This window comes from Megamonas sp. (assembly GCF_986095205.1).
The window spans coordinates 35469-55608 of record NZ_CFQVBI010000011.1 but is presented as its reverse complement, the minus strand read 5'-3'; the positions used below and the strand labels follow the sequence as shown (position 1 = coordinate 55608).

General features: G+C 30.8%; 17 protein-coding genes. 3 read left to right on the top strand and 14 right to left on the bottom strand.

The window, feature by feature from the left end; translation table 11 throughout:
- Positions 1-76: 76 nt before the first annotated feature.
- Positions 77-973, top strand: coding sequence for an Hsp33 family molecular chaperone HslO (gene hslO / locus AC5LAX_RS01460; RefSeq protein ID WP_288909024.1), 897 nt, complete (start codon positions 77-79; stop codon positions 971-973).
- 73 nt (positions 974-1046) lie between these two features.
- Here hslO and ligA read toward each other — a convergent pair whose 3' ends face one another.
- Positions 1047-3047: an NAD-dependent DNA ligase LigA gene (gene ligA, locus AC5LAX_RS01455; protein WP_288909025.1), complete on the bottom strand. Its 2001-nt coding sequence runs from the start codon at positions 3045-3047 to the stop codon at positions 1047-1049.
- A 172-nt stretch (positions 3048-3219) separates the two neighbouring features.
- Positions 3220-5505 (bottom strand): DNA helicase PcrA, encoded by a 2286-nt coding sequence (gene pcrA, locus AC5LAX_RS01450; RefSeq protein WP_288909026.1) that lies wholly within the window; start codon positions 5503-5505, stop codon positions 3220-3222.
- A 206-nt stretch (positions 5506-5711) separates the two neighbouring features.
- Between pcrA and AC5LAX_RS01445 the strand changes: the two genes are divergently transcribed.
- A complete protein-coding gene (locus AC5LAX_RS01445) occupies positions 5712-6401 on the top strand; it encodes an MgtC/SapB family protein (RefSeq protein ID WP_018999223.1) in 690 nt (229 codons plus the stop codon).
- Positions 6402-6491: 90 nt separating this feature from the next.
- Here AC5LAX_RS01445 and AC5LAX_RS01440 read toward each other — a convergent pair whose 3' ends face one another.
- A complete protein-coding gene (locus AC5LAX_RS01440) occupies positions 6492-8135 on the bottom strand; it encodes a putative manganese-dependent inorganic diphosphatase (RefSeq protein ID WP_288909028.1) in 1644 nt (547 codons plus the stop codon).
- A 194-nt stretch (positions 8136-8329) separates the two neighbouring features.
- Between AC5LAX_RS01440 and AC5LAX_RS01435 the strand changes: the two genes are divergently transcribed.
- Positions 8330-9115, top strand: a complete 786-nt coding sequence (locus tag AC5LAX_RS01435; RefSeq protein ID WP_288909029.1) for a tRNA lysidine(34) synthetase — start codon at positions 8330-8332, stop codon at positions 9113-9115.
- Positions 9116-9146: 31 nt separating this feature from the next.
- Here AC5LAX_RS01435 and AC5LAX_RS01430 read toward each other — a convergent pair whose 3' ends face one another.
- The 11 genes from AC5LAX_RS01430 to hisA all read right to left on the bottom strand — a co-directional run bounded on the left by AC5LAX_RS01430 (position 9147) and on the right by hisA (position 20139).
- Complete coding sequence (locus tag AC5LAX_RS01430; protein ID WP_288909030.1) at positions 9147-9320, bottom strand: hypothetical protein; 174 nt, start codon at positions 9318-9320, stop codon at positions 9147-9149.
- A gap of 198 nt (positions 9321-9518) precedes the next feature.
- Positions 9519-10286 carry a phosphonoacetaldehyde hydrolase gene (phnX, locus tag AC5LAX_RS01425; protein WP_288909032.1) on the bottom strand — a complete coding sequence of 256 codons (768 nt, stop codon included), beginning with the start codon at positions 10284-10286 and terminating at the stop codon, positions 9519-9521.
- 58 nt (positions 10287-10344) lie between these two features.
- A complete protein-coding gene (gene phnW / locus AC5LAX_RS01420; RefSeq protein ID WP_288909033.1) occupies positions 10345-11439 on the bottom strand; it encodes a 2-aminoethylphosphonate--pyruvate transaminase in 1095 nt (364 codons plus the stop codon).
- 163 nt (positions 11440-11602) lie between these two features.
- Positions 11603-12619, bottom strand: a complete 1017-nt coding sequence (locus AC5LAX_RS01415; RefSeq protein WP_288909035.1) for an extracellular solute-binding protein — start codon at positions 12617-12619, stop codon at positions 11603-11605.
- Positions 12616-14289: an ABC transporter permease subunit gene (locus AC5LAX_RS01410; protein ID WP_117463629.1), complete on the bottom strand. Its 1674-nt coding sequence runs from the start codon at positions 14287-14289 to the stop codon at positions 12616-12618. Before AC5LAX_RS01410 ends, AC5LAX_RS01415 begins: the two co-directional genes overlap by 4 nt.
- 2 nt (positions 14290-14291) lie before the next feature.
- Positions 14292-15074 (bottom strand): ABC transporter ATP-binding protein, encoded by a 783-nt coding sequence (locus AC5LAX_RS01405; protein WP_008538413.1) that lies wholly within the window; start codon positions 15072-15074, stop codon positions 14292-14294.
- A 256-nt stretch (positions 15075-15330) separates the two neighbouring features.
- Positions 15331-17028 carry a phosphoethanolamine transferase gene (locus AC5LAX_RS01400; protein ID WP_118036038.1) on the bottom strand — a complete coding sequence of 566 codons (1698 nt, stop codon included), beginning with the start codon at positions 17026-17028 and terminating at the stop codon, positions 15331-15333.
- A gap of 178 nt (positions 17029-17206) precedes the next feature.
- Positions 17207-17929 carry a SagB/ThcOx family dehydrogenase gene (locus AC5LAX_RS01395; RefSeq protein ID WP_288909036.1) on the bottom strand — a complete coding sequence of 241 codons (723 nt, stop codon included), beginning with the start codon at positions 17927-17929 and terminating at the stop codon, positions 17207-17209.
- 15 nt (positions 17930-17944) lie between these two features.
- Positions 17945-18646: a bifunctional phosphoribosyl-AMP cyclohydrolase/phosphoribosyl-ATP diphosphatase HisIE gene (hisIE, locus tag AC5LAX_RS01390; RefSeq protein ID WP_008538427.1), complete on the bottom strand. Its 702-nt coding sequence runs from the start codon at positions 18644-18646 to the stop codon at positions 17945-17947.
- Positions 18646-19404 (bottom strand): imidazole glycerol phosphate synthase subunit HisF, encoded by a 759-nt coding sequence (gene hisF, locus AC5LAX_RS01385; protein ID WP_288909038.1) that lies wholly within the window; start codon positions 19402-19404, stop codon positions 18646-18648. Before hisF ends, hisIE begins: the two co-directional genes overlap by 1 nt.
- Positions 19405-19407: 3 nt before the next feature.
- Positions 19408-20139: a 1-(5-phosphoribosyl)-5-[(5-phosphoribosylamino)methylideneamino]imidazole-4-carboxamide isomerase gene (hisA, locus tag AC5LAX_RS01380; RefSeq protein WP_288909039.1), complete on the bottom strand. Its 732-nt coding sequence runs from the start codon at positions 20137-20139 to the stop codon at positions 19408-19410.
- Position 20140: the final 1 nt, after the last annotated feature.

The window sequence follows — 20140 nt, the reverse complement described above, 5'->3', positions numbered from 1 at the left end:
ATTATAAAAACTATGCTATACTATTATTTATTTTATATCTAAAATTTAAATTTATTTACTATTTCGGAGGAATATAATGAAAGATCATTTAGTAAAAGCTGTCGCTGATGGTGTTCGCGTTCATGCTGCTATTACAACTAATCTTGTAAATGAAGCTGTATCTCGTCATGAATGTTATCCTGTAGCTGCTGCTGCTCTTGGTCGTACTATGACAGGTGCTTTACTAATGGCAGCAAACCTTAAAAATAAAGAATGTATCACTATAAAATTTAATGGTAACGGCCCATTAGGCTCTGTTGTTGCTGATGCTAATCCTGAAGGATTTGTACGTGGTTATATCGCCAATCCTCATGTTAATTTACCACTCAATGAAAAAGGTAAATTAGATGTAGGCGGTGGTGTCGGTCAAGGTATTTTATCCGTAACTCGTTTCACTGGTCTTAAAGACCCTATTACTAGTAGCTGTGAAATCGTTTCTGGAGAAATTGCTGAAGACCTCACAAATTATCTTTATACTTCTGAACAAACTCCTTCTAGTGTAGGCTTAGGTGTTCTTGTAAATCCTGATTTAAAAGTAGCTGCAGCTGGTGGTTTTATCCTTCAATTATTACCAGATGCTACAGAAGAAACACTTACAAAATTAGAAAATAACCTCGCTAAAATTCTCCCAGTTTCTACCATGGTAAAAGATGGTTTAGATGCTCGTGGTATTATTGCTGAACTATTGCAAGGTTTTGATAAAGTTGATTATTTAACTACTACAGATTTAGCATTTAAATGCCAATGCTCCAAAGAACGTATTGAAGATGTACTCATCAGCTTAAATGAACATGATTTAAAATCTCTAGTTGATGATGGTCATGCTGAAGTTTGCTGTCATTTCTGTGGTGAAAAATATCAATTCAATAAAGATGAACTCACTGCTATTTACAATGTATCTCAAAAATTAAAAGACAATAAAGCTAATAATTAAATAATATCAATAAAAAAGCATTTTAAAATGGAATTATTACTCAATCCATTTTAAAATGCTTTTCTTTTATAAATTAATTTTCTTTAATCATTGCTAAAAATTCTTGTTCAGTAATGATTTTTACACCTAAACTTTCAGCTTTTGTAAGTTTACTGCCTGCATTTGCCCCTGCAATTACATAAGATGTCTTTTTCGATACAGAACCAGAAGCTTTTCCGCCTAGAGATTGAATAATTTCACTAGCTTCACTTCTGCCCATGGTTTCTAATGTTCCTGTCAATACGAAAGTCAACCCTTGGAATTTATCAGATGTTTTTTCTGTCTTTTCCTCTGCCATATTGACATTTGCTTCTTTTAATTTATTTAATAAAGCAATATTTTCTTCATCATGGAAAAATTCATATACAAGTTTTGCACTTATTTCTCCAATATCCGCCACTTGTTTTATCTCTTCTTCTGTAGCTTTAGCTATATCATCAAAAGAATAAAAATGATTTATCAAGGAACGACTTGCTGATTTACCTATATTCAAAATGCCCAGTCCTGTAAGCAATCTCCATGGTGCATTTTGCTTACTTTTTTCAATTGCATTTAAAAGTTTATCAGTATTTTTTTCCTTACCAATCAAGCCTTTTGCTATTAATTCATCTCGATAATTGTGTAAATAATATATATCTGCTGGATCTTTTAAATATCCATTTTCAATCAAAGTTTTTATATACATCATGCCAAAACCTTTGATATCCATAGCATCTCGACCGACAAAATTTATTATCCAACGTTCAATCTGTGCTGGGCAATGTGGATTACTACAACGAATATCTGCTTTATCATCGCGAATAGTATGAGCATTACATACAGGGCAAGTATCGCCAATGATAAAAGGCTTGCTATCTTGAGGTCGTTTTTCTTTGATTACACAACGAACTTTCGGAATAATTTCCCCTGATTTATATACTTTTATCGTATCACCAATGCGTATATCTAAATCATCAATAAAATCTTGATTGTGCAATGTAGCTCTTTCTACTTTTGTTCCACAGAGCCAAACTGGTTCAAATACTGCTGTCGGCGTAATTCTTCCTGTACGACCTACGGATAATTCTATATTTAATAATTTAGTTTCCTTTTCTTCTGGTGGATATTTATAAGCTATTGCCCATTTAGGAACTTTAGATGTTGCTCCTAATTTTTCTCTTTGTGCAAAATCATTTATTTTTACAACAGCCCCATCAATATCATAATCTAAATCACCACGACGATTTCCAATTTCTTCTATAGCTTGTAAAACTTCTTTTTTAGTTTTACATACTTTATATGAATGTATAATCTTCATTCCTTGTTTGTGCATAAATTCATATGCCTGCGTATGCGATTTTAATTCTATACCTTCTACCTTTTGCAAATTAAAAATAAACATGGACAAATTGCGTTCTTTAGTGATTTTACTATCTAATTGGCGAAGTGTACCTGCTGCACAGTTTCGAGGATTAGCAAATAATCTTTTCCCCAATAATTCTTGTTTTTCATTCACTAAGGAAAAAGCTTCTCGCGTCATATATACTTCTCCACGAACTTCAAAATAAGGCAATTTTTCTTTTAGTTTTTTCTTAATATCTTTTATCTGCATAGCATTAGCTGTTACATCTTCACCCTGTACAACACCATCACCACGAGTAACAGCTAATTTCAATTCACCATCTACATAACGAAGTGCTAAAGACAAACCATCTATTTTTTCTTCTACTACAAATTCTGGATTATCTAATTCTTTTTGCATATTATCTACAAAAGTTTCCACTTCTTCAGCAGAAAATACATCTTGCAAGCTAAGCATTGGCACATCATGTTTTACGAGAACGCCAGCTTCACGCTTTGCCACTCCGCCTACTTTTTGCGTTGGTGAATCTTTTGTAATTAATTCTGGATTTTCAGCTTCCAATTTTTTTAATTGTCGCATCAATTCATCATATTGAGCATCTTCTATTTCTGGATTATCTTGATTGTAATATAAATCATTATGATATAAGATTTTTTTCTTTAAATCATCTATTTGTTTTTTTATATCTTCCATATTTTCACCTTTTCAAATATTAATTTTACTATCTCTACTATCTTAAATCTAATTTTTATATTTATCTTCTATATTTTATCTTTATCAAAATAATAAGTCAGCTATTACTATTTTATTGTTAATAGTAGCTGACTTATTTATATTATATCAAATTTTATTTTTAGATTAAATCTTATACTTTAATAATAGGAGCATATTTTTGCATCAAAGCTTTTATGCCCTGACCTGGAAAAGCTATTTTTAATTCTACTTCTTCACCAGTTCCTTTTACAGATACAATTGTACCAATTCCCCATTTATTATGTTTAGCCTTATCACCAACTTTCCATTTTATGGATAAATCTGGACGAATTACATTACCTGCTGGCTTAACTGTTTGAGCTTTTTGCGTAAAGCCTCCACCTAAAAGTGAATTTGGTCTGCCTGTAGAATTATTATTACCTAAAATACTTCTGCCAAAATTATTTCTACCACTTTGACTATATCCTGAGCCATAATTATTCATACTGCCCATGCCAAAGCCAAATTTATTTTTTGCTTCACGTTCTTCTAAATATTCCGCAGGAATTTCACTAATAAATCGTGAAGGTTCATAAGATAATGTTTTGCCATAAATCATACGAGCTTTTGCATTTGTAATATATAATTTTCGCTCAGCTCTAGTTATACCTACATAACAAGTACGACGTTCTTCTTCAATTTCAGTTTCATTCATCAAAGTTCTAGCATGTGGAAATAATCCTTCTTCCATGCCAGCTAAAAATACCACTGGAAATTCTAGCCCTTTAGCTGAATGCATAGTCATGAGTGTAACTCTCTCGTCTTCCATATCTGCATTATCAATATCAGAGACTAAAGACACTGTACTTAAAAAGTTTTCCAAAGTTGGTTCTTCATTTGTCTTTTCAAAATCTTTCGCTACACTCAATAATTCTTTGATATTTTCTAAACGAGTCTGATTTTCGACTGTATTTTCTTTTTCCAATTCAGCAATATATCCAGATTTATGCATCACTTGTTCAATTAAATCATGAACTGATAATACCACTGAATTATTCAACATTTCTAAAATAAATTCAGCAAAATTAGCCAAAGATTGTTTTGCTTTTGGTGTGATTGGTGCCGTTTCTGGAGCAGATATAGCATCAAATAAAGTCATATTGTACATATCAGCAAATTCAGCTAATTTATTCATAGTTACAGCACCCAATGAACGCTTAGGCACATTGATTATACGCATTAAACTTATTGTATCTTCTGGATTATAAATAACTCTCAAATAAGCTAAAATATCTTTAATTTCTTTTCTATCATAGAATTTCAATCCGCCAACCATAGTATAAGGAACGCCAGCTTTCATGAAACCTTCTTCTAATGCACGAGATTGAGCATTTGTACGATATAATACTGCCATATCTCCATAAGATACATTGAATAATGTTTTTTGTTTTACAGCTTCTTCTGTGATAAATCTAGCTTCATCACGTTCATCACTTGCCGTATAGTGAATTATTTTTTCACCTTGAGGATTATTCGTCCATAATTTTTTAGGTTTACGGTCAAGATTATGTTCAATAACCATATTAGCAGCATTTAAAATAGTTTTTGTCGAACGATAATTTTGTTCCAATTTTATAACTGTAGCTTCTGGATAATCTTTTTCAAAATCCATGATATTTCTGATATCAGCACCACGCCAACCATAAATAGATTGGTCTGCATCACCTACGACGCAAAGATTGCGATACATTCCAGCTAAAAGTGAAGTCAATTGATATTGTGCTCCATTTGTATCTTGATACTCATCAACTAAAATATATTGGAAACGCTGTTGATATTTCATTTTTATATCTTCATGTTCTTTTAAAACTTTAACTGCAAGCATTAATAAATCATCAAAATCTAAAGCATTATTTTCAATTAATTTTGCTTGATACATAGTGTAAATTTCTGCAATTTTTTTAGCAAAAAAATCACTTGCTGATTGTGTATACTCTTGTGGAGTTGTCATCATATTTTTAGCATTAGAAATAGCTGACTGTACTGCATATGGTGCATATTGTTTTTCATCAAGATTTAATTCTTTTAAACAATTTTTTATTAAAGTCAAAGCATCTTGTGTATCATAAATGACAAAATTTTTCTTATAAATGCCTAAAGCTTCGATTTCAAAACGCAAGAATTTCGCACAAAATGAATGAAATGTGCTGAGCCAAACATATTTTGCTTTCTCGCCAATCATTCTATCTACACGTTCACGCATTTCTGTTGCAGCTTTATTAGTAAATGTTATCGCTAAGATATTATATGGAGATACTCCTTTATCTAATAAATTAGCTATTCTACAAGTCAATACTTTCGTTTTTCCAGAACCAGCGCCTGCCATGATAAGAAGAGGCCCTTCTGTATGAGCTACAGCTTGAGCTTGTGCTGGATTTAAACCATCATATATATTCAAAAGAAAATCCTCCCAAACAAAAACAAAATAAAAAATTACTCATTCTATTATCTAAAATATTAGATTAGATGTCAAAATATATATTATTAGTTATAAAAAATTAAAATCTAAACAAAAAATTAGAAATTAATCAGATTTAAATCATATTTTTCTTTTTTTATTTATATTAAAATTTACATGAAATCTTATTATTTAAGGAGATTTTTATGTATATATTTGATTTTATTTTACAACTTTCATTTTCAATCACTCTTGGTTTTATAATTGGTCTTGAACGGCAATTAACAGGTCATTTAGCAGGTATTCGCACTAATATTTTAATCTGTTTTGGCAGTTGCTTATTCATACAACTACCTTCAATCATCAATTTAGTTTCAGAAACAGCTCGTATAGAAAGTTATATTATTTCTGGTGTGGGTTTTTTATGTAGTAGCGTTATTTTTAAAGAAAAAGGTAACGTAAAAGGATTAAATACAGGTGCTACTTTATGGTGCAGTGCTGCCATAGGTGTTTTTGTTGGCGCAAATGAACTTATACTCTCTACCATTGCCACCATTATTTTAGTTATTGCCAATATTATTTCTCGCTCTATAGCACCTAAAGTATATCCTTTAAATACTGTCTATACAGAAAATAGACATTCATTTTGCATAAATATCACTTGTAAGGAAAGTGAAGAATTTTCTATTCGTTCCTATCTAGTAAACGACACTAAACAAGAAAAATTCTATCTTATAAGTTTAAATAGTACAGATATATCTCATAATAATGTCCACATTAAAGCTGAATATTTATGTTTCAATAAACAACCAATTATTGCTGTAAAAAAATTAATATCTAATTGCTTAAAAAATGATAAAGTCATCGCTGCTAAATGGGAGTCTTTACAAAATTAAGTACTAATTAAATTCTATTCATAAAAAAAATGCTGAAATAAAAATATTATTTCAGCATTTTTAATATTATCATCTATAAAATTTTATCTATTAAAGTTTTTTTACAGCTTCAGAAAGTGGTGGAATAATCTGTTTTTTACGGGACATTACGCCTGGTAAATACATAACAGATTTACTTGCATCTTGTTTGAATGCTTCACCGATTAAGTTTTTAGGTTCGCCACTGAAGAGTAAATAGCTACCTTCGTTGATGATATCAGTAACGATAACGATAGACATTGCATAACCTTCTGCAGTGCATACACGAGCCATTTCAGCTAAGATTTCATCTTGCATAGCCATTACTTGGTCTGTATCCATAACGGATAACTGGCTGATGAGCATTGGATAGTTACCAATCTGGAATTCTTTGGAGTCATTTTTAACGATTTGAGCAGGAGTCATATCGCCGATATCTGCACCAGCTTTGAGCATTGCCATACCATATTCTTTATAATCTACACCAGTGATTTTTGCTAAATATTCTACAGCATCTTTATCTGTTTGTGTGCAAGTTGGGGATTTGAATAATACTGTATCAGAAATAATAGCGGACATTAAAAGACCTGCAATTTCTTTTGGAATTTCTACGCCATATTGTTGATACATATTAGTTACGATTGTACAAGTACAACCAACTGGGCGAACATTGATAAAAATAGGATCGCTTGTTTGTAATCCACCGAAACGATGATGGTCAACAACTTCGATAATTTTTCCAGATTCAATACCTTCAACAGCTTGAGCTAATTCATTGTGGTCTGTTAAAATAATCTGTTGTTTTTCAGGCATCATGAATTTATCTTTATTTACGATACCAACTAATTTACCATTTTCTACTACTGGATAATTGCGGTATTCATTTGCTTCTAATACACCTTTGATATCACTTAACATATCAGATGGTTTGAAAGAAATTACATCTGTAGTCATAATGCTAGAAATTGGGGCACATTGGCTGATAAGACGAGCTGTGCTATAAGTGTCAAATGCTGTAGATAAAATCATTACATTTTCAGCTTTTGCTTTAGTAACTACTTCATCAGAAATAGTTGTATTTCCTGTGATGATTACACAAGCAACTTTTAAATCAATGCATTTAATAAATGCAGATTCTGGTCTATTGCCGATGATTACTACATCGCCAGCTTTGATGCTTTCTGCAACTTTTTCCATGCAAGCAGCAGCTACTTTGATTTCGCCATTGATTTTGCCTTCGTTATTGCCAGCAACTAAAACATCAGCTTCAATAACATTAGCAATATCGTTGATGCAAGCACCAGAAGCAGATACACTATCTAATGTGATTTCTTGGAAATAAGCTTTTGCTAAATCACTAACGCTAGCCATACCAATTAATTTATTTTCATCATCAACTACAGGTATAGAACGAAGATTGCATTCTTTCATAGCCATACCTAAAGTACGAAGATTATCTGTTGCTTTTACAGATTTTTGTACTTTAACAGCAATATCTTTAACTCTTGGATAAATATCACTTACAAGCTGAGGAGCTTCTACACCGAAATATTCTAAAGCATATTTAGTTTCTTTGTTTACACTACCTGCACGAGCTGGTACAACATTTTCACAGCCCATATTGCGTTTTAAATTTGCATATGCTATTGCAGAACAGATGGAGTCTGTATCTGGATTTCTATGACCAATAGCATAAATTACTTTTTGTTCACTCATAGGTTGAAAAACCTCCATTACAAATTAATAGCTTTGTTTTCTATTATAACAATATTACATAAAATTTAAAAGCTATGATTGATAAAAGATATTATCTTTTGTATAATTCATTTATCCTACCTTTTATCTATTATTTATTTAAATAAGACAAACTAACTATTTATCAAATATTTATTATAAGAAAGGATTTTTTTATGCAACCCTTACCTAAAGAATATTTAAGTCGCATAATCCGTGCAGTTGTTGAATTTCAATTAATTGAAGATAATGATAAAATCCTAATCGGTCTATCTGGTGGCAAAGATAGCCTATTTATGGCATACGCTTTAACAGAATTAAAAAATACTTTAAAGAAAAATTTCACACTAGGAGCAATCACCATAAATCCTATGTTTACTAAAGATTTTTCTTGCAAAGCTATGCAAAAATTCTGCGATAAATTAAACATGCCTTACCATATTCATGAAGTAAATATCGCTGAAACTATCGCTAATCAAGATAATAAAAATGCTTGTTATTCCTGTGCTTTCTTTCGCCGTGGTGCAATCAATGGCTATGCCAAGGAACACGGTTATAATAAAATAGCCTATGCTCACAATCATGATGACGCAGTAGAAACTTTCTTCATGAATTTATTTTATTCTGGTCAATTAAAGACTTTCATGCCATCTACTTATTTAAGCCGTTCTGATGTAACTGTAATCAGACCACTGCTTTATTTCCGTGAAGAAGAAATAAGAAATGCCATCTCACTTCATGGTCAAGAACCTTGTGCTCCACCATGTCCATTCAATGGCAATACAATGCGTCAAAAAGCTAAAAATTTAATTGAAGAATTATCTAAAGAAAATCCTCTTTTATATGAACATTTAAGTGCTGCTATGCGTACAACAGCTATTGGCGATTTATGGCCACCTATCAAAAATCGCAAAGAAATGAAACCTTATTATTATCAATTCTTTAAAAATCAACAAAAATAAAAAAATCTCTATGTTTAAAAATGGAAAATTATCAACCAAATTTAAGCATAGAGATTTTTCTTTCCGGAGGCACTTTTTTATTTAAAGAACACTTATAAAAATTATGTTTAAAGATTTCTTTCATTTTATTTTGCATAGATTTTATCATAACCATTAAATTTTTAGACATCAAATCCATTGCAGCTAGTTTTCTTCCTTTAAACATAATATAATCCCTCACAATCATTATAAGTTTAAAAACTTAATACCACAAAATACTTATAAATTATTTTAACTAACTACATTATAAATAATCTTTGTGAAATTCAAATTTTAAAATTATAAAATTTAATTAAAAATCTCATCAAAAAAGGCTGTAATAATTTATCACATTCAATTATTACAGCCTTTATAAATTCATCTATTATTTTAAAATATCTAATAAACCACTGATATCTCTAATAATATATTTCGCACCAGCATCTTGATATACAGATACTACTTTTAAATCTATTTCATTTTTCTTATCTTCAGATAGTGCTTCATATTCTTCTTGACTTAAGCCCATCAAAGAACTGCCTTCGATGATACCTACAGTATCAATACCAGCATTAACGCCTTCTTTAATATCTGCAATAGTATCACCAACTTTTAATACTTTATCCACAGAAGTTAATTCTAAAACTTCCATATTGCGGAAAATCATATAAGGATATGGACGACCTTTACTATTTACCATATCAGGGCTAATCCAAAAATCTGGAGTATATCCTTGCTGTTTTGCTCTATCTGTTACGATTTTCATCATATCACTTGTATAACCTGTAGTAGAACCAATTTTTAAGCCTTTATTTCTAATTTCAATAATTGTTTCTAATACATGTGGTTTTATATCTGTATATTTATCTAAAACTTCAAAGATTTTACGTTCACTGATTTCATAGATTTTTTGTACGTCATCTTCTGTCCAATCTCGATTATATTTTTCTTTCCATAAATTATTAATGCGTTCCATTTGAAGCATTGTTCTTACATGGTCAATTTTTAACATTCCCATTGGTTTTCTGATTTCTTCCATTGTAGGTTCAATGCCAAAAGATTTAAAAGCTTCATCAAAAGCTCTCACTGGTGCCATACAACCATAATCTACTGTAGTACCTGCCCAATCAAAAATAATACCTTCGTATTTCATTAATAAAAATTCTCCTTACTTAATTAAATCTCCACTAAAATTAAAATCTCAACTACAATTATTTTTTACTATTAAGAAAATCTGTCATAATGCTAGATAATTTATACATATCTTCTGGATAAATTTCCCCAATAGTACCAATGCGGAAAGTCTGAATGTCTGTTACTTTACCTGGATAAATAGCATATCCTCTGTCTTTAATATATTGATACATTTCAGCAAAATCAAAATTACTATTTTCTGGATAATAGAATGTAGTAATGATTGGACCTTGATGAGTGCTTTCAATATATGGTTTTATACCAAGTTTTGCCATTTCTTCGATAAGAATGCGATTATTTTCGCTATAACGTTTATTTCTAGCTACAATACCGCCTTCTGCTTTTAATTCTTTAATAGCTTGAGCAAAAGCTAATACTACATGTGTAGGTGAAGTAAATCTCCATTTACCATCTTTGCTCATAGTTTCCCATTGTTCATATAAATCTAAAGAAAGACTTCTTGCTTTACCTTTAGATTGCATTAATTTTTCACGATTGCAAATGATAAAGGAAAAACCTGGCACACCCTGAATACATTTATTTGCACTACTGATGATAAAATCAATGCCTAATTTTTCAACTTCAATATCCACACCACCAAAGCTAGACATAGCATCAACTATTAAAGTTTTTCCATATGCTTTAACTACTTTTGCCACAGCTTCAATATCATTTAAAGTACCAGAAGTTGTTTCACTATGAACTATAGAAACATGTGTAATTTGTGGATTTTCCTGCAATAATTCTTCTACAACTTTTGCATCTGGAATTTTATCAAAATCTTGTAAATACATTTTATAAGTTATTTTGGCATGTTGAGCAATCTCTGCCATACGTTTACCATAAGCGCCATTTGCACAAATTAATAAACAATCATCTTCGCCAACAACAGAAGTAAGTACAGATTCTACACCAAAAGTTCCACTGCCCTGCATGAGAATTGCTGTATATTTTTCTTTATCTACATGTGCTAATTCTAATAAATCATCAATGATGGATAATGTAATTTTTTTGTAATCATCGTCCCATGTGCAATGGTCAAACATCATTTCTTTTTTCACTGTTTCAGTAGTAGTGAGTGGCCCTGGAGTTAATAATTTATAATTTTTCATTTTTATACACCTTTCTTTATAATCATGTTAACTAAAAATATCAAACTGTCCTCTACATTAAGAAATTTCCTAATACTAAAGATTTTCTCTTTGTATTAAGAAATTTCTTATTCTGCATATTAATTGTATTTAACTACATATACCCTAAAATAAATCATTAAAATTAAAGTTGTTTAGCTGCTTCAGATAAATCTTGATGTTTTTTCAATAAATCAACAGATAATTTTTCAACAAAAGTTTTTGGATATGCTGATTTATTTACAGAATCAGAAGCTTCACCTTCATAAATTGGATTTGGATAAGATTTTAATAAATCTACTCTAGCATTGTGAATAATACATTCTGCCATTTGCATTGCAAGTGGATTTGTTTTATCGCCCTTATCTACAACTGCAATAGATTCAGTCAAAGAGAAATTACCTTCTGTTGGATCTACAAAATCAATAGGTAAACCTTTTAATTTATCAGCAACAGCCTGCTGTCTTAAACCAAAACCGATAGCCACTTCACCAGCACGAACTTTTTTAAGTGGTGCAGAACCAGAATTTTCAATATGTGGACCTGCATTTTTATAAATGCCACCTAAAATATTTTTAGCTTCTTCATCACCGTAAGCAGAAACTAAACCTTGAATTAATAACCAAGCTGTAGATGATGCTTTTACATCTGTTACAGAAATTTGGTCTTTATAAATAGGATTTGCTAAATCTTTGATGCTTTTTGGCATTGGAAGATTTGCTTCTTTTAATTTTTCAGTATTTACAATGATAGTGCCTTCTTGAGAAGTGATTGGTGCATAGAAATTAACTTTTTCAGTTAATGGTTTATAATCAAAAGTTAAATCTGTGAACATTTTATTTTTTTCTTGTGCACTATCTAAGTAGAAAGAACTCATAGTTACTACATCAGCTTCAATATTTTTACCTTCTACCATTAATTTACCGCCAAGTTCAGAAGTACCGAAAGTCTGGAACATATATTTATCTTTAAAACCATTGTTATCTAATGCTTTTTTCATAGCATCTACTGCTTCATCATCTGCATTAGAATAAATAACTACTTTTCCATCATTTCCACTAGATGCACTATCGCTACCAGATGTACCACAACCACCAAATAGCATAGACGCACATAATGCCGTACCTGCTAATAACATTGATAAGATTTTTTTCTTTTTCATACTATAGCCTCTCCCTTTGTTATCATTTCTTTTTTCTCTTTTTTCACACTAATTTTCTTTTTAGCTAATACAGTCAATAGACCTTTTACAATTAAATTTGTAGCTAAAATCAGCATGGATAATACGAAGATTTCATTAAATTTACCAAAATACTGTAATTCTTTTATTTTGGCTGTAATAACCATAGTCTGAGCACCAGCTATAAAAATAACTGCACTAATAGTTACCATGGCATTGATAAAGTAATAACCTAATACTTCAAAAATAGTAGTTTTTATATTTGGTGTGATAATTCTATATAATGTTTTAAACCAACTATCGCCCATCAACAAAGCTGTATTTTCCCATGATTTATTTAATTTTTCTAAGGAATTTTTAAGCATTAAATATGGTGTGGAGAAGAAGTGAATTACATTACAAATGATGATTAAAGCAAAAGTATTTTGTAGTGTAGTTCCTGAAAAAAACATCATATAAGCAATACCAATTACCATACCTGGAATTGTATTTGTAATCAAAGCAATCGCTTCAATGGCAAATTTCTTTTCATTGATAAAATTACTTCTAGCAGTGATTAAAGCTGCACCATAAGATACAACAAGTCCCACTACAGCAGATAAAGTAGCCACTAATAAGGAATTTGTATATACATCAATAATGCTAGAATCATTTAAAATTTCTACAAGATGTGCTGTTGTAAATTGCATACGATATGGCCATTCATCAATAAATGGTATCATGAAGATTACAACGAACATGGATAAAATCATCACTAAAATAACAGTAGATAATCCGCCCCAAACAAAATCACGTACTTTGTTTACTTTCAATTCCACCTGAGAAATTTTGTTATAACGCACATTATAACGTTGTAGATAACATAATAAAGCAATACTGATAATTGATGGTAATAACATCACAATAGCTACTACAGCACCACGATTAAAATCAGGAATACTTCCCATCATTTCTTCATATAAAACTGTAGCAATTACCTGATATTTACCACCGACTGAAGCTGGAATACCATAATCTGTGAAACATAAGAAAAAGCATTGTATAAATGAAGCTGCAAGTGTTCCTAATAATGGTCTAATAAGTGTCTGTCTAAAAGTTTTAAATAAACTATCGCCCATGATTTTTGATACAATCATGAATTTCTTATCGATATATTTCATAGCATTATAAATGAGTAAAAATGCTATTGGCATGGTGTAGATTATATAACCTATCAACAAACCATTAAAACCATAAATATCAATTTGTATATTGAATACTTTTGTTAAAAAACCTTGTTTTCCTAAAGAATAAATTATTGCAAATCCATATGTAATTGTTGGCAAAAACATAGGTGCTATAGCCAATATTTGAATTAAACGCTTAGCTGTTTTATTTATATTTGTATAATGGATAGTATAGGCTAAAATAAATGCTAATAACGTACTTAAAATCGCACTAGTTGAAGCAATTGCTATACTATTGCCAAAAGCCGTAGCGAATTTATCTTCATCTAACATTGTGGCAAAGTGTTTTAAGCCTACACCATCACCTACTGCTATAGATTGATATAAAATTTCTATAAACGGTAGTAATAAAAATCCTGCAAAAATTATAATTACAGCTATAAAAATCATCTGTAATTCTTTTTGTTTAGTTTTTAAAATATTCATCATTAACCCACCTGAAGAATCTCTTTTCTATCTCTATTGTTACCATCCCAAAATAATTCTAAGATATTATTTCGTTTGATTTCTAGCTGACGTAAAATAAATTCACTAACAAAATCATTTGCAGGTTTTTTGATAATTTCCTCTGGTGTACCAAATTGAGAAATCTGACCTTCATTTACAATCAAAACTTTATCAGATAAAGTCAATGCTTCTTCTGGGTCATGTGTAACTATGATTGTAGTCAATTTAAAATCACGAGCTATTTCTTTAATTTTCTGTTTGATAGATTCTTTGATAACACCATCTAAAGCAGATAATGGCTCATCTAATAATAAAATTTTAGGTTTCATAACCAAAGTTCTAGCAAGTGCAGTTCTTTGTTTTTGCCCACCAGATAATTCTTCGATTTTCTTTGTTAAATGTTTGCCTAAACCTAATAAATTGATTAAGTCTTGAACTTCTTTTGTTGTAGAAATATTTGGCTTATTTTTTAATCCGTAAACAATATTTTCATATACATTTAAATTAGGGAATAACGCATAATCCTGAAATACGATATTAAAACCACGTTTTTCCATTGGCATCTGTGTTATATCTTCACCATCAAAAATAATTCTACCTTCACTCACTTGAGTAAGCCCTAAAATTAAATTTAATAAAGTAGTTTTACCACAACCAGATGGTCCCAAAATAGAAACGATTTCTCCTTTTTCTATTTTTAAATTAATATTTTTAAGAACTTCTATTCCTTCATATGATTTCCTAATCTTTTTTAACTCTAACATTTTTTACCCTCATTCAATTAATTTTTAATCTTAATAACATACTTAATTCAACATCATCTATTTAACCAAAATTTAACTTTTACCTCTATCATTATCTTGTAATAATTTTATGAAAATCTTGTAAATTTATATAAACTTTGTAAAAACAAGCAATATATATGCAAAAATAATGTAAAAACAGTAAAAAATCATACTATAAACAGCAAAAAAAAATCCCCAATACAGCAAAATGCCGTATTAGGGATTTTTCTATTATTTATCTTTTATTTTTTATTTCTGTATCATAATCCATACCATCAAAGATACGAGGTCTTTGTGCATTGAATTTATCATTTACAATGCTTCTTGTAGGGTCAAATTCAGCTGTTTTTATATCTGCTAAATCCATAACAGTATGAATCATATCATCTGTCATATAAGGTCTATCAGCAGCTTTTTTGATTTGCTCCCATTTTTCAGGATATTTTGCTCTGAATTTTTCTGATGCCCACATAATAACTGGTATTTCAATCATATGATGTGTAGGATTTTCTTCAATATGACCAGACATATCTTCGCCTTCATCATATACAGCTTCACCGTGGTCAGGAACATAAATAACTAAAGTTTCACTATCACGGAATTTATCAATAATACTGCTTACTATATAATCATTATAATAAAGCGCATTATCATATTGAGCTACGATTTCTTTTTTACCATCTGTAATTGGTAAATTGATATCATCTTTACTAAATTTACTAAAACTATAAGGGAAACGATTATAATATAATCCATGTCCGCCCATCAAATGAACTACATAGAAATTTTTATCTTCACTTCTATTTGCTATAGCATCATCAATAAGAGGGAATAATTCGCCATCAACGATACCATAATCTTCTCTTGAATCGCGAATACGAGTGAATGCACTCACATCACTATGAGCTGCATAAATCTGAGCTACATTGCCCCAAACACCTGAAGTTTCCTGATTAGATAACCAATATGTCTTATATCCTGCAGCATTCATTACATCAATTAAATTATTGTAATGATACCATTCTTGGTCTGATTCACGATTACAAAATGTAAATAACTTACTCAATACAGCAATTGTAGTAGAATGAGGACTTACTACATCGCGGAAAACACTGATTTCACCTTTTTCATTTAAAGCATCAAGATTTGGTGTATTCGGTAAATAATATCCATAAAGATGCATATGATTTCTATTTGTAGACTCACCTAAAATAAATACAATATTTTTTATTTCACTCTTATTTTCTGTGAGTTCTACCTTACTATTTACTTGAGAAGAAAGCTCTCTATACGCCTGCATATTTCTTACAGCGACAGAAGTAGAAGCATATACCCTTTGCACTGGTAAGACTTCATCGTCCCAAATAAAGTCTGTATATACAGTAAACATTCTTATAGTATAAAACACACTTAAAACCATCAAAGTACATACTATACCTGATTTTGTCTTTTGTTTTAAAGTGATTTTTTTCAGTGGATTATATTTATATAAACCTACAATTAAAGCAATTAAAACAATGACAGAAGCCACTCCTGAAAAACCTATATACATAGAGAAAAATTCTGTAGCTTCTCGCATATTTGTTTCAAGTGCAGAATTTATAATACCTGTGCCAATCAAAGCCTTATAGCAATACATTGTAAAAAATTCACCGATAAATATAAGCCCTATTGGTATGACCAATACCGTTTTTACAATTTTTTGCAAAAATCGTTTTGGCAATAAATCAATAAGACAAGTTATTATCAATGAACCTAGCCATACAGAAAAAATATATCCAATCGCCACGTCAATTTTATCTTCATCAAAAAGTGACCACGCTGTAGTTAAACTATTAATTATAAATAAAATCATGATAAACATAAAATGTTCATCAAAAATTCTTTGTAAATAACCTGTAAGTTTTCCTATAAAACCTTTATTTAACAACACAAAACGCCCTTTCTTAAGTCTATTTATTTTATATGTAAAATTTTTGTAAATAACTAAAATAAATATATACTATAAAAATTATTTTGGCAATAAAAAAGAATATTTTTATGACAAAAACCTCAAGAATTATTATATAACTCTTGAGGTTTTACTTATTTTTATATTATGCAATTAAAAATTATTTACCTACACCAGCACCATAGACAACAAATTGATTTTCTCCATCAAAACCGAGATTTTGATTTAAAACTTCATCATCAAAAGCACCTAATGCACATACTTTTATATGCATTGTCTGTGCTGCTAAATATAAGTTTTGGCAAACATGTCCAGCATCTAAATAAATATAGCGATATGCTCTTTCACCAAACATGCAATCCATTCTTTCATAAACAGCTGTCCATAAAAATACTACAGCTGCATTATTTGCTACACCTACTGTAGAGAATTGGCTACAGATTTTTTCTTCAATATCTTCTGCATCAGATACTAATAATAATTTATGCTCTAATGGTAAAAAGCGATATAAACCTGGTTTTATGCCTTCAACACGGCGAATATATAAAAACGTTTCTAATGCATTTCTACCGCCAGCAGATGGTACATTTCTAATAGTCTTTGTCTGCATTACCATTTTTACGCCCTGAGTACACCATAAAAGATATGATAATTCTTTATTAGATAACTCTTTCGTATCATCATATTGACGAAGTGTAGCACGAACTTCTATCATTTCCAAAAAATTCACCTGACTATCAGGTAAAATATCTGGATCTACAAGGTCAACTAATACAGCATCTTTTGCATATGGCAATTCAAATGGTGGCAATTTATCTATTTTTTTTGCAGTACCACGCTTCCATGCAGAATCTTTCATATAATCAAGCCTAGCTTGTCCCATTATTAATTCTCCTCATCAAGATTTATTTTTTTTGATTTCTTTTTTGCCAAATCTATGATATTCTCCACCATTTCTTCTGCTCATCAATTCAGCTAATAAATCATCTGGAGTAATATTATGATATGCCAATAAAACAAGACAATGATACCATAAATCGCTCATTTCATAAAGAATTTCTTCTTTATCCATATTTTTAGAAGCAATTATTGTTTCTGTACATTCTTCGCCTACTTTTTTCAGGATTTTATCTTGACCTTTTTCAAATAAATAATTAGTATATGAACCTTCTACTGGATTTACTTGACGGTCTTTAATTGTTGCATATAAATCATTTAAAACTTTAGCAATAGAAGTATTATCCTGTGGTTGAGCCATAGGTACTAAATCTTTACTATCTGGAAATAATCTGCGGTCAGTAAAGCAAGTATATGTGCCAGTATGACAAGCCATACCTGTTTGATGAACTTTTACCAACAAAGTATCACCATCACAATCATAATAAATTTCACTGACAGATTGTTTATTGCCAGAAGTTGCCCCTTTATTCCAAAGTTCTTGACGAGAACGACTATAAAACCATGTATATCCTGTTTCTATAGTTTTTTGTAGTGATTCTTTATTCATATATGCAAGCATCAAAACTTTACCATTAGCTTCCTGCACTACAGCTGGCACCAAGCCTTTTTCATCAAATTTTACTTTGTCGATATCTATCATTACAATCTAACCTCCACACCACGAAATTTTAAGTATTCTTTTACTTGGCGAATACTAAATTCTCCATAATGGAATACTGAAGCAGCAAGTACTGCATCAGCTTTTCCTTCTGTTAATACTTCGTAAAAATGTTCTAATTTTCCTGCTCCACCTGAAGCAATTACTGGTACATTTACAGCTTCTGAAACTGCACGCGTAAGTAGTATGTCATAACCATTTTTTGTACCATCAGCGTCCATACTTGTGAGCAAGATTTCACCGGCTCCCAAAGAAACTGCTTTTTTCACCCATTCTAAACAATCTATTCCCGTTGGTGTTCTACCACCATTTATATAAACTTCCCAAGAATTTTCGCCATTTCGTTTAGCATCTACAGCAAGCACGATACATTGATTGCCAAATTTTTCTGCTCCTTCTTTGATTATAGAAGGATCTTTTATCGCTGCTGTATTCATAGATACTTTATCTGCACCAGCCTTGAGCATTTTGCGCATGTCTTCTACAGTTCTAATTCCTCCACCAATGGTAAATGGAATGAAAACTTGACTTGCACAATCATTTGCTACTTTTACAATAGTATCACGTTGTTCATTAGAAGCTGTTATATCTAAAAAAACAAGTTCGTCAGCCATTTCTTTATCATATACAGAAGCAAGTTCTATAGGATCGCCTGCATCGCGCAAAGAAACGAAATTTGTTCCTTTAACAACTCGTCCTGCTTTTACATCAAGACAAGGGATTATTCTTTTTGTGTACATTATTTATCCCTCCTTAGCTATTTTTATAGCCTCTTGTAAAGATAAATTATCTGTATAAATAGCTTTACCTACGATTACACCTTCAATACCATCTTGTTCATAGCCTTTTAAAATTTTAATATCTTCAATAGAAGATACTCCGCCAGAAGCTACTACTTTTACTCCACTATAACTTGCAAGTTCTGCTGTCGCTTTTGCATTTACACCAGATAAAGTACCATCACGAGAAATATCTGTATAAATAATATGTTTTACACCAGCTTCAGCCATTTTTTTAGCCAATTCTTTCGCTTCCACATTGCCAGATACACCCCAGCCATCAACGGCTACAATGCCATCTTTAGCATCAATACCTACAACAATGCGTTCACTGCCATATTTTTTACAAGCCTCTTTTACTAATTGCGGATCTTTTACAGCTACAGAACCCAAAATAACACGACTAACACCCATATCTAAAACTTGTTTGATATTTTCCATAGTACGAATACCGCCACCAAGTTCTACAGGGATATTCACTGTTTTTAATATCATTTCTACAACATCTAAATTCTGTGATTTTCCCTTTAAAGCTCCATCTAAATCAACTAAATGAAGGTACTGACCGCCTTCATCTTCCCATTTTTTTGCCATGATTTCTGGACGTTCAGAAAATACTGTTTCCTGATTAAAATCACCTTTTACAAGGCGTACACACTTACCATTTCTAATATCTATCGCTGGAAAAATAATCAAT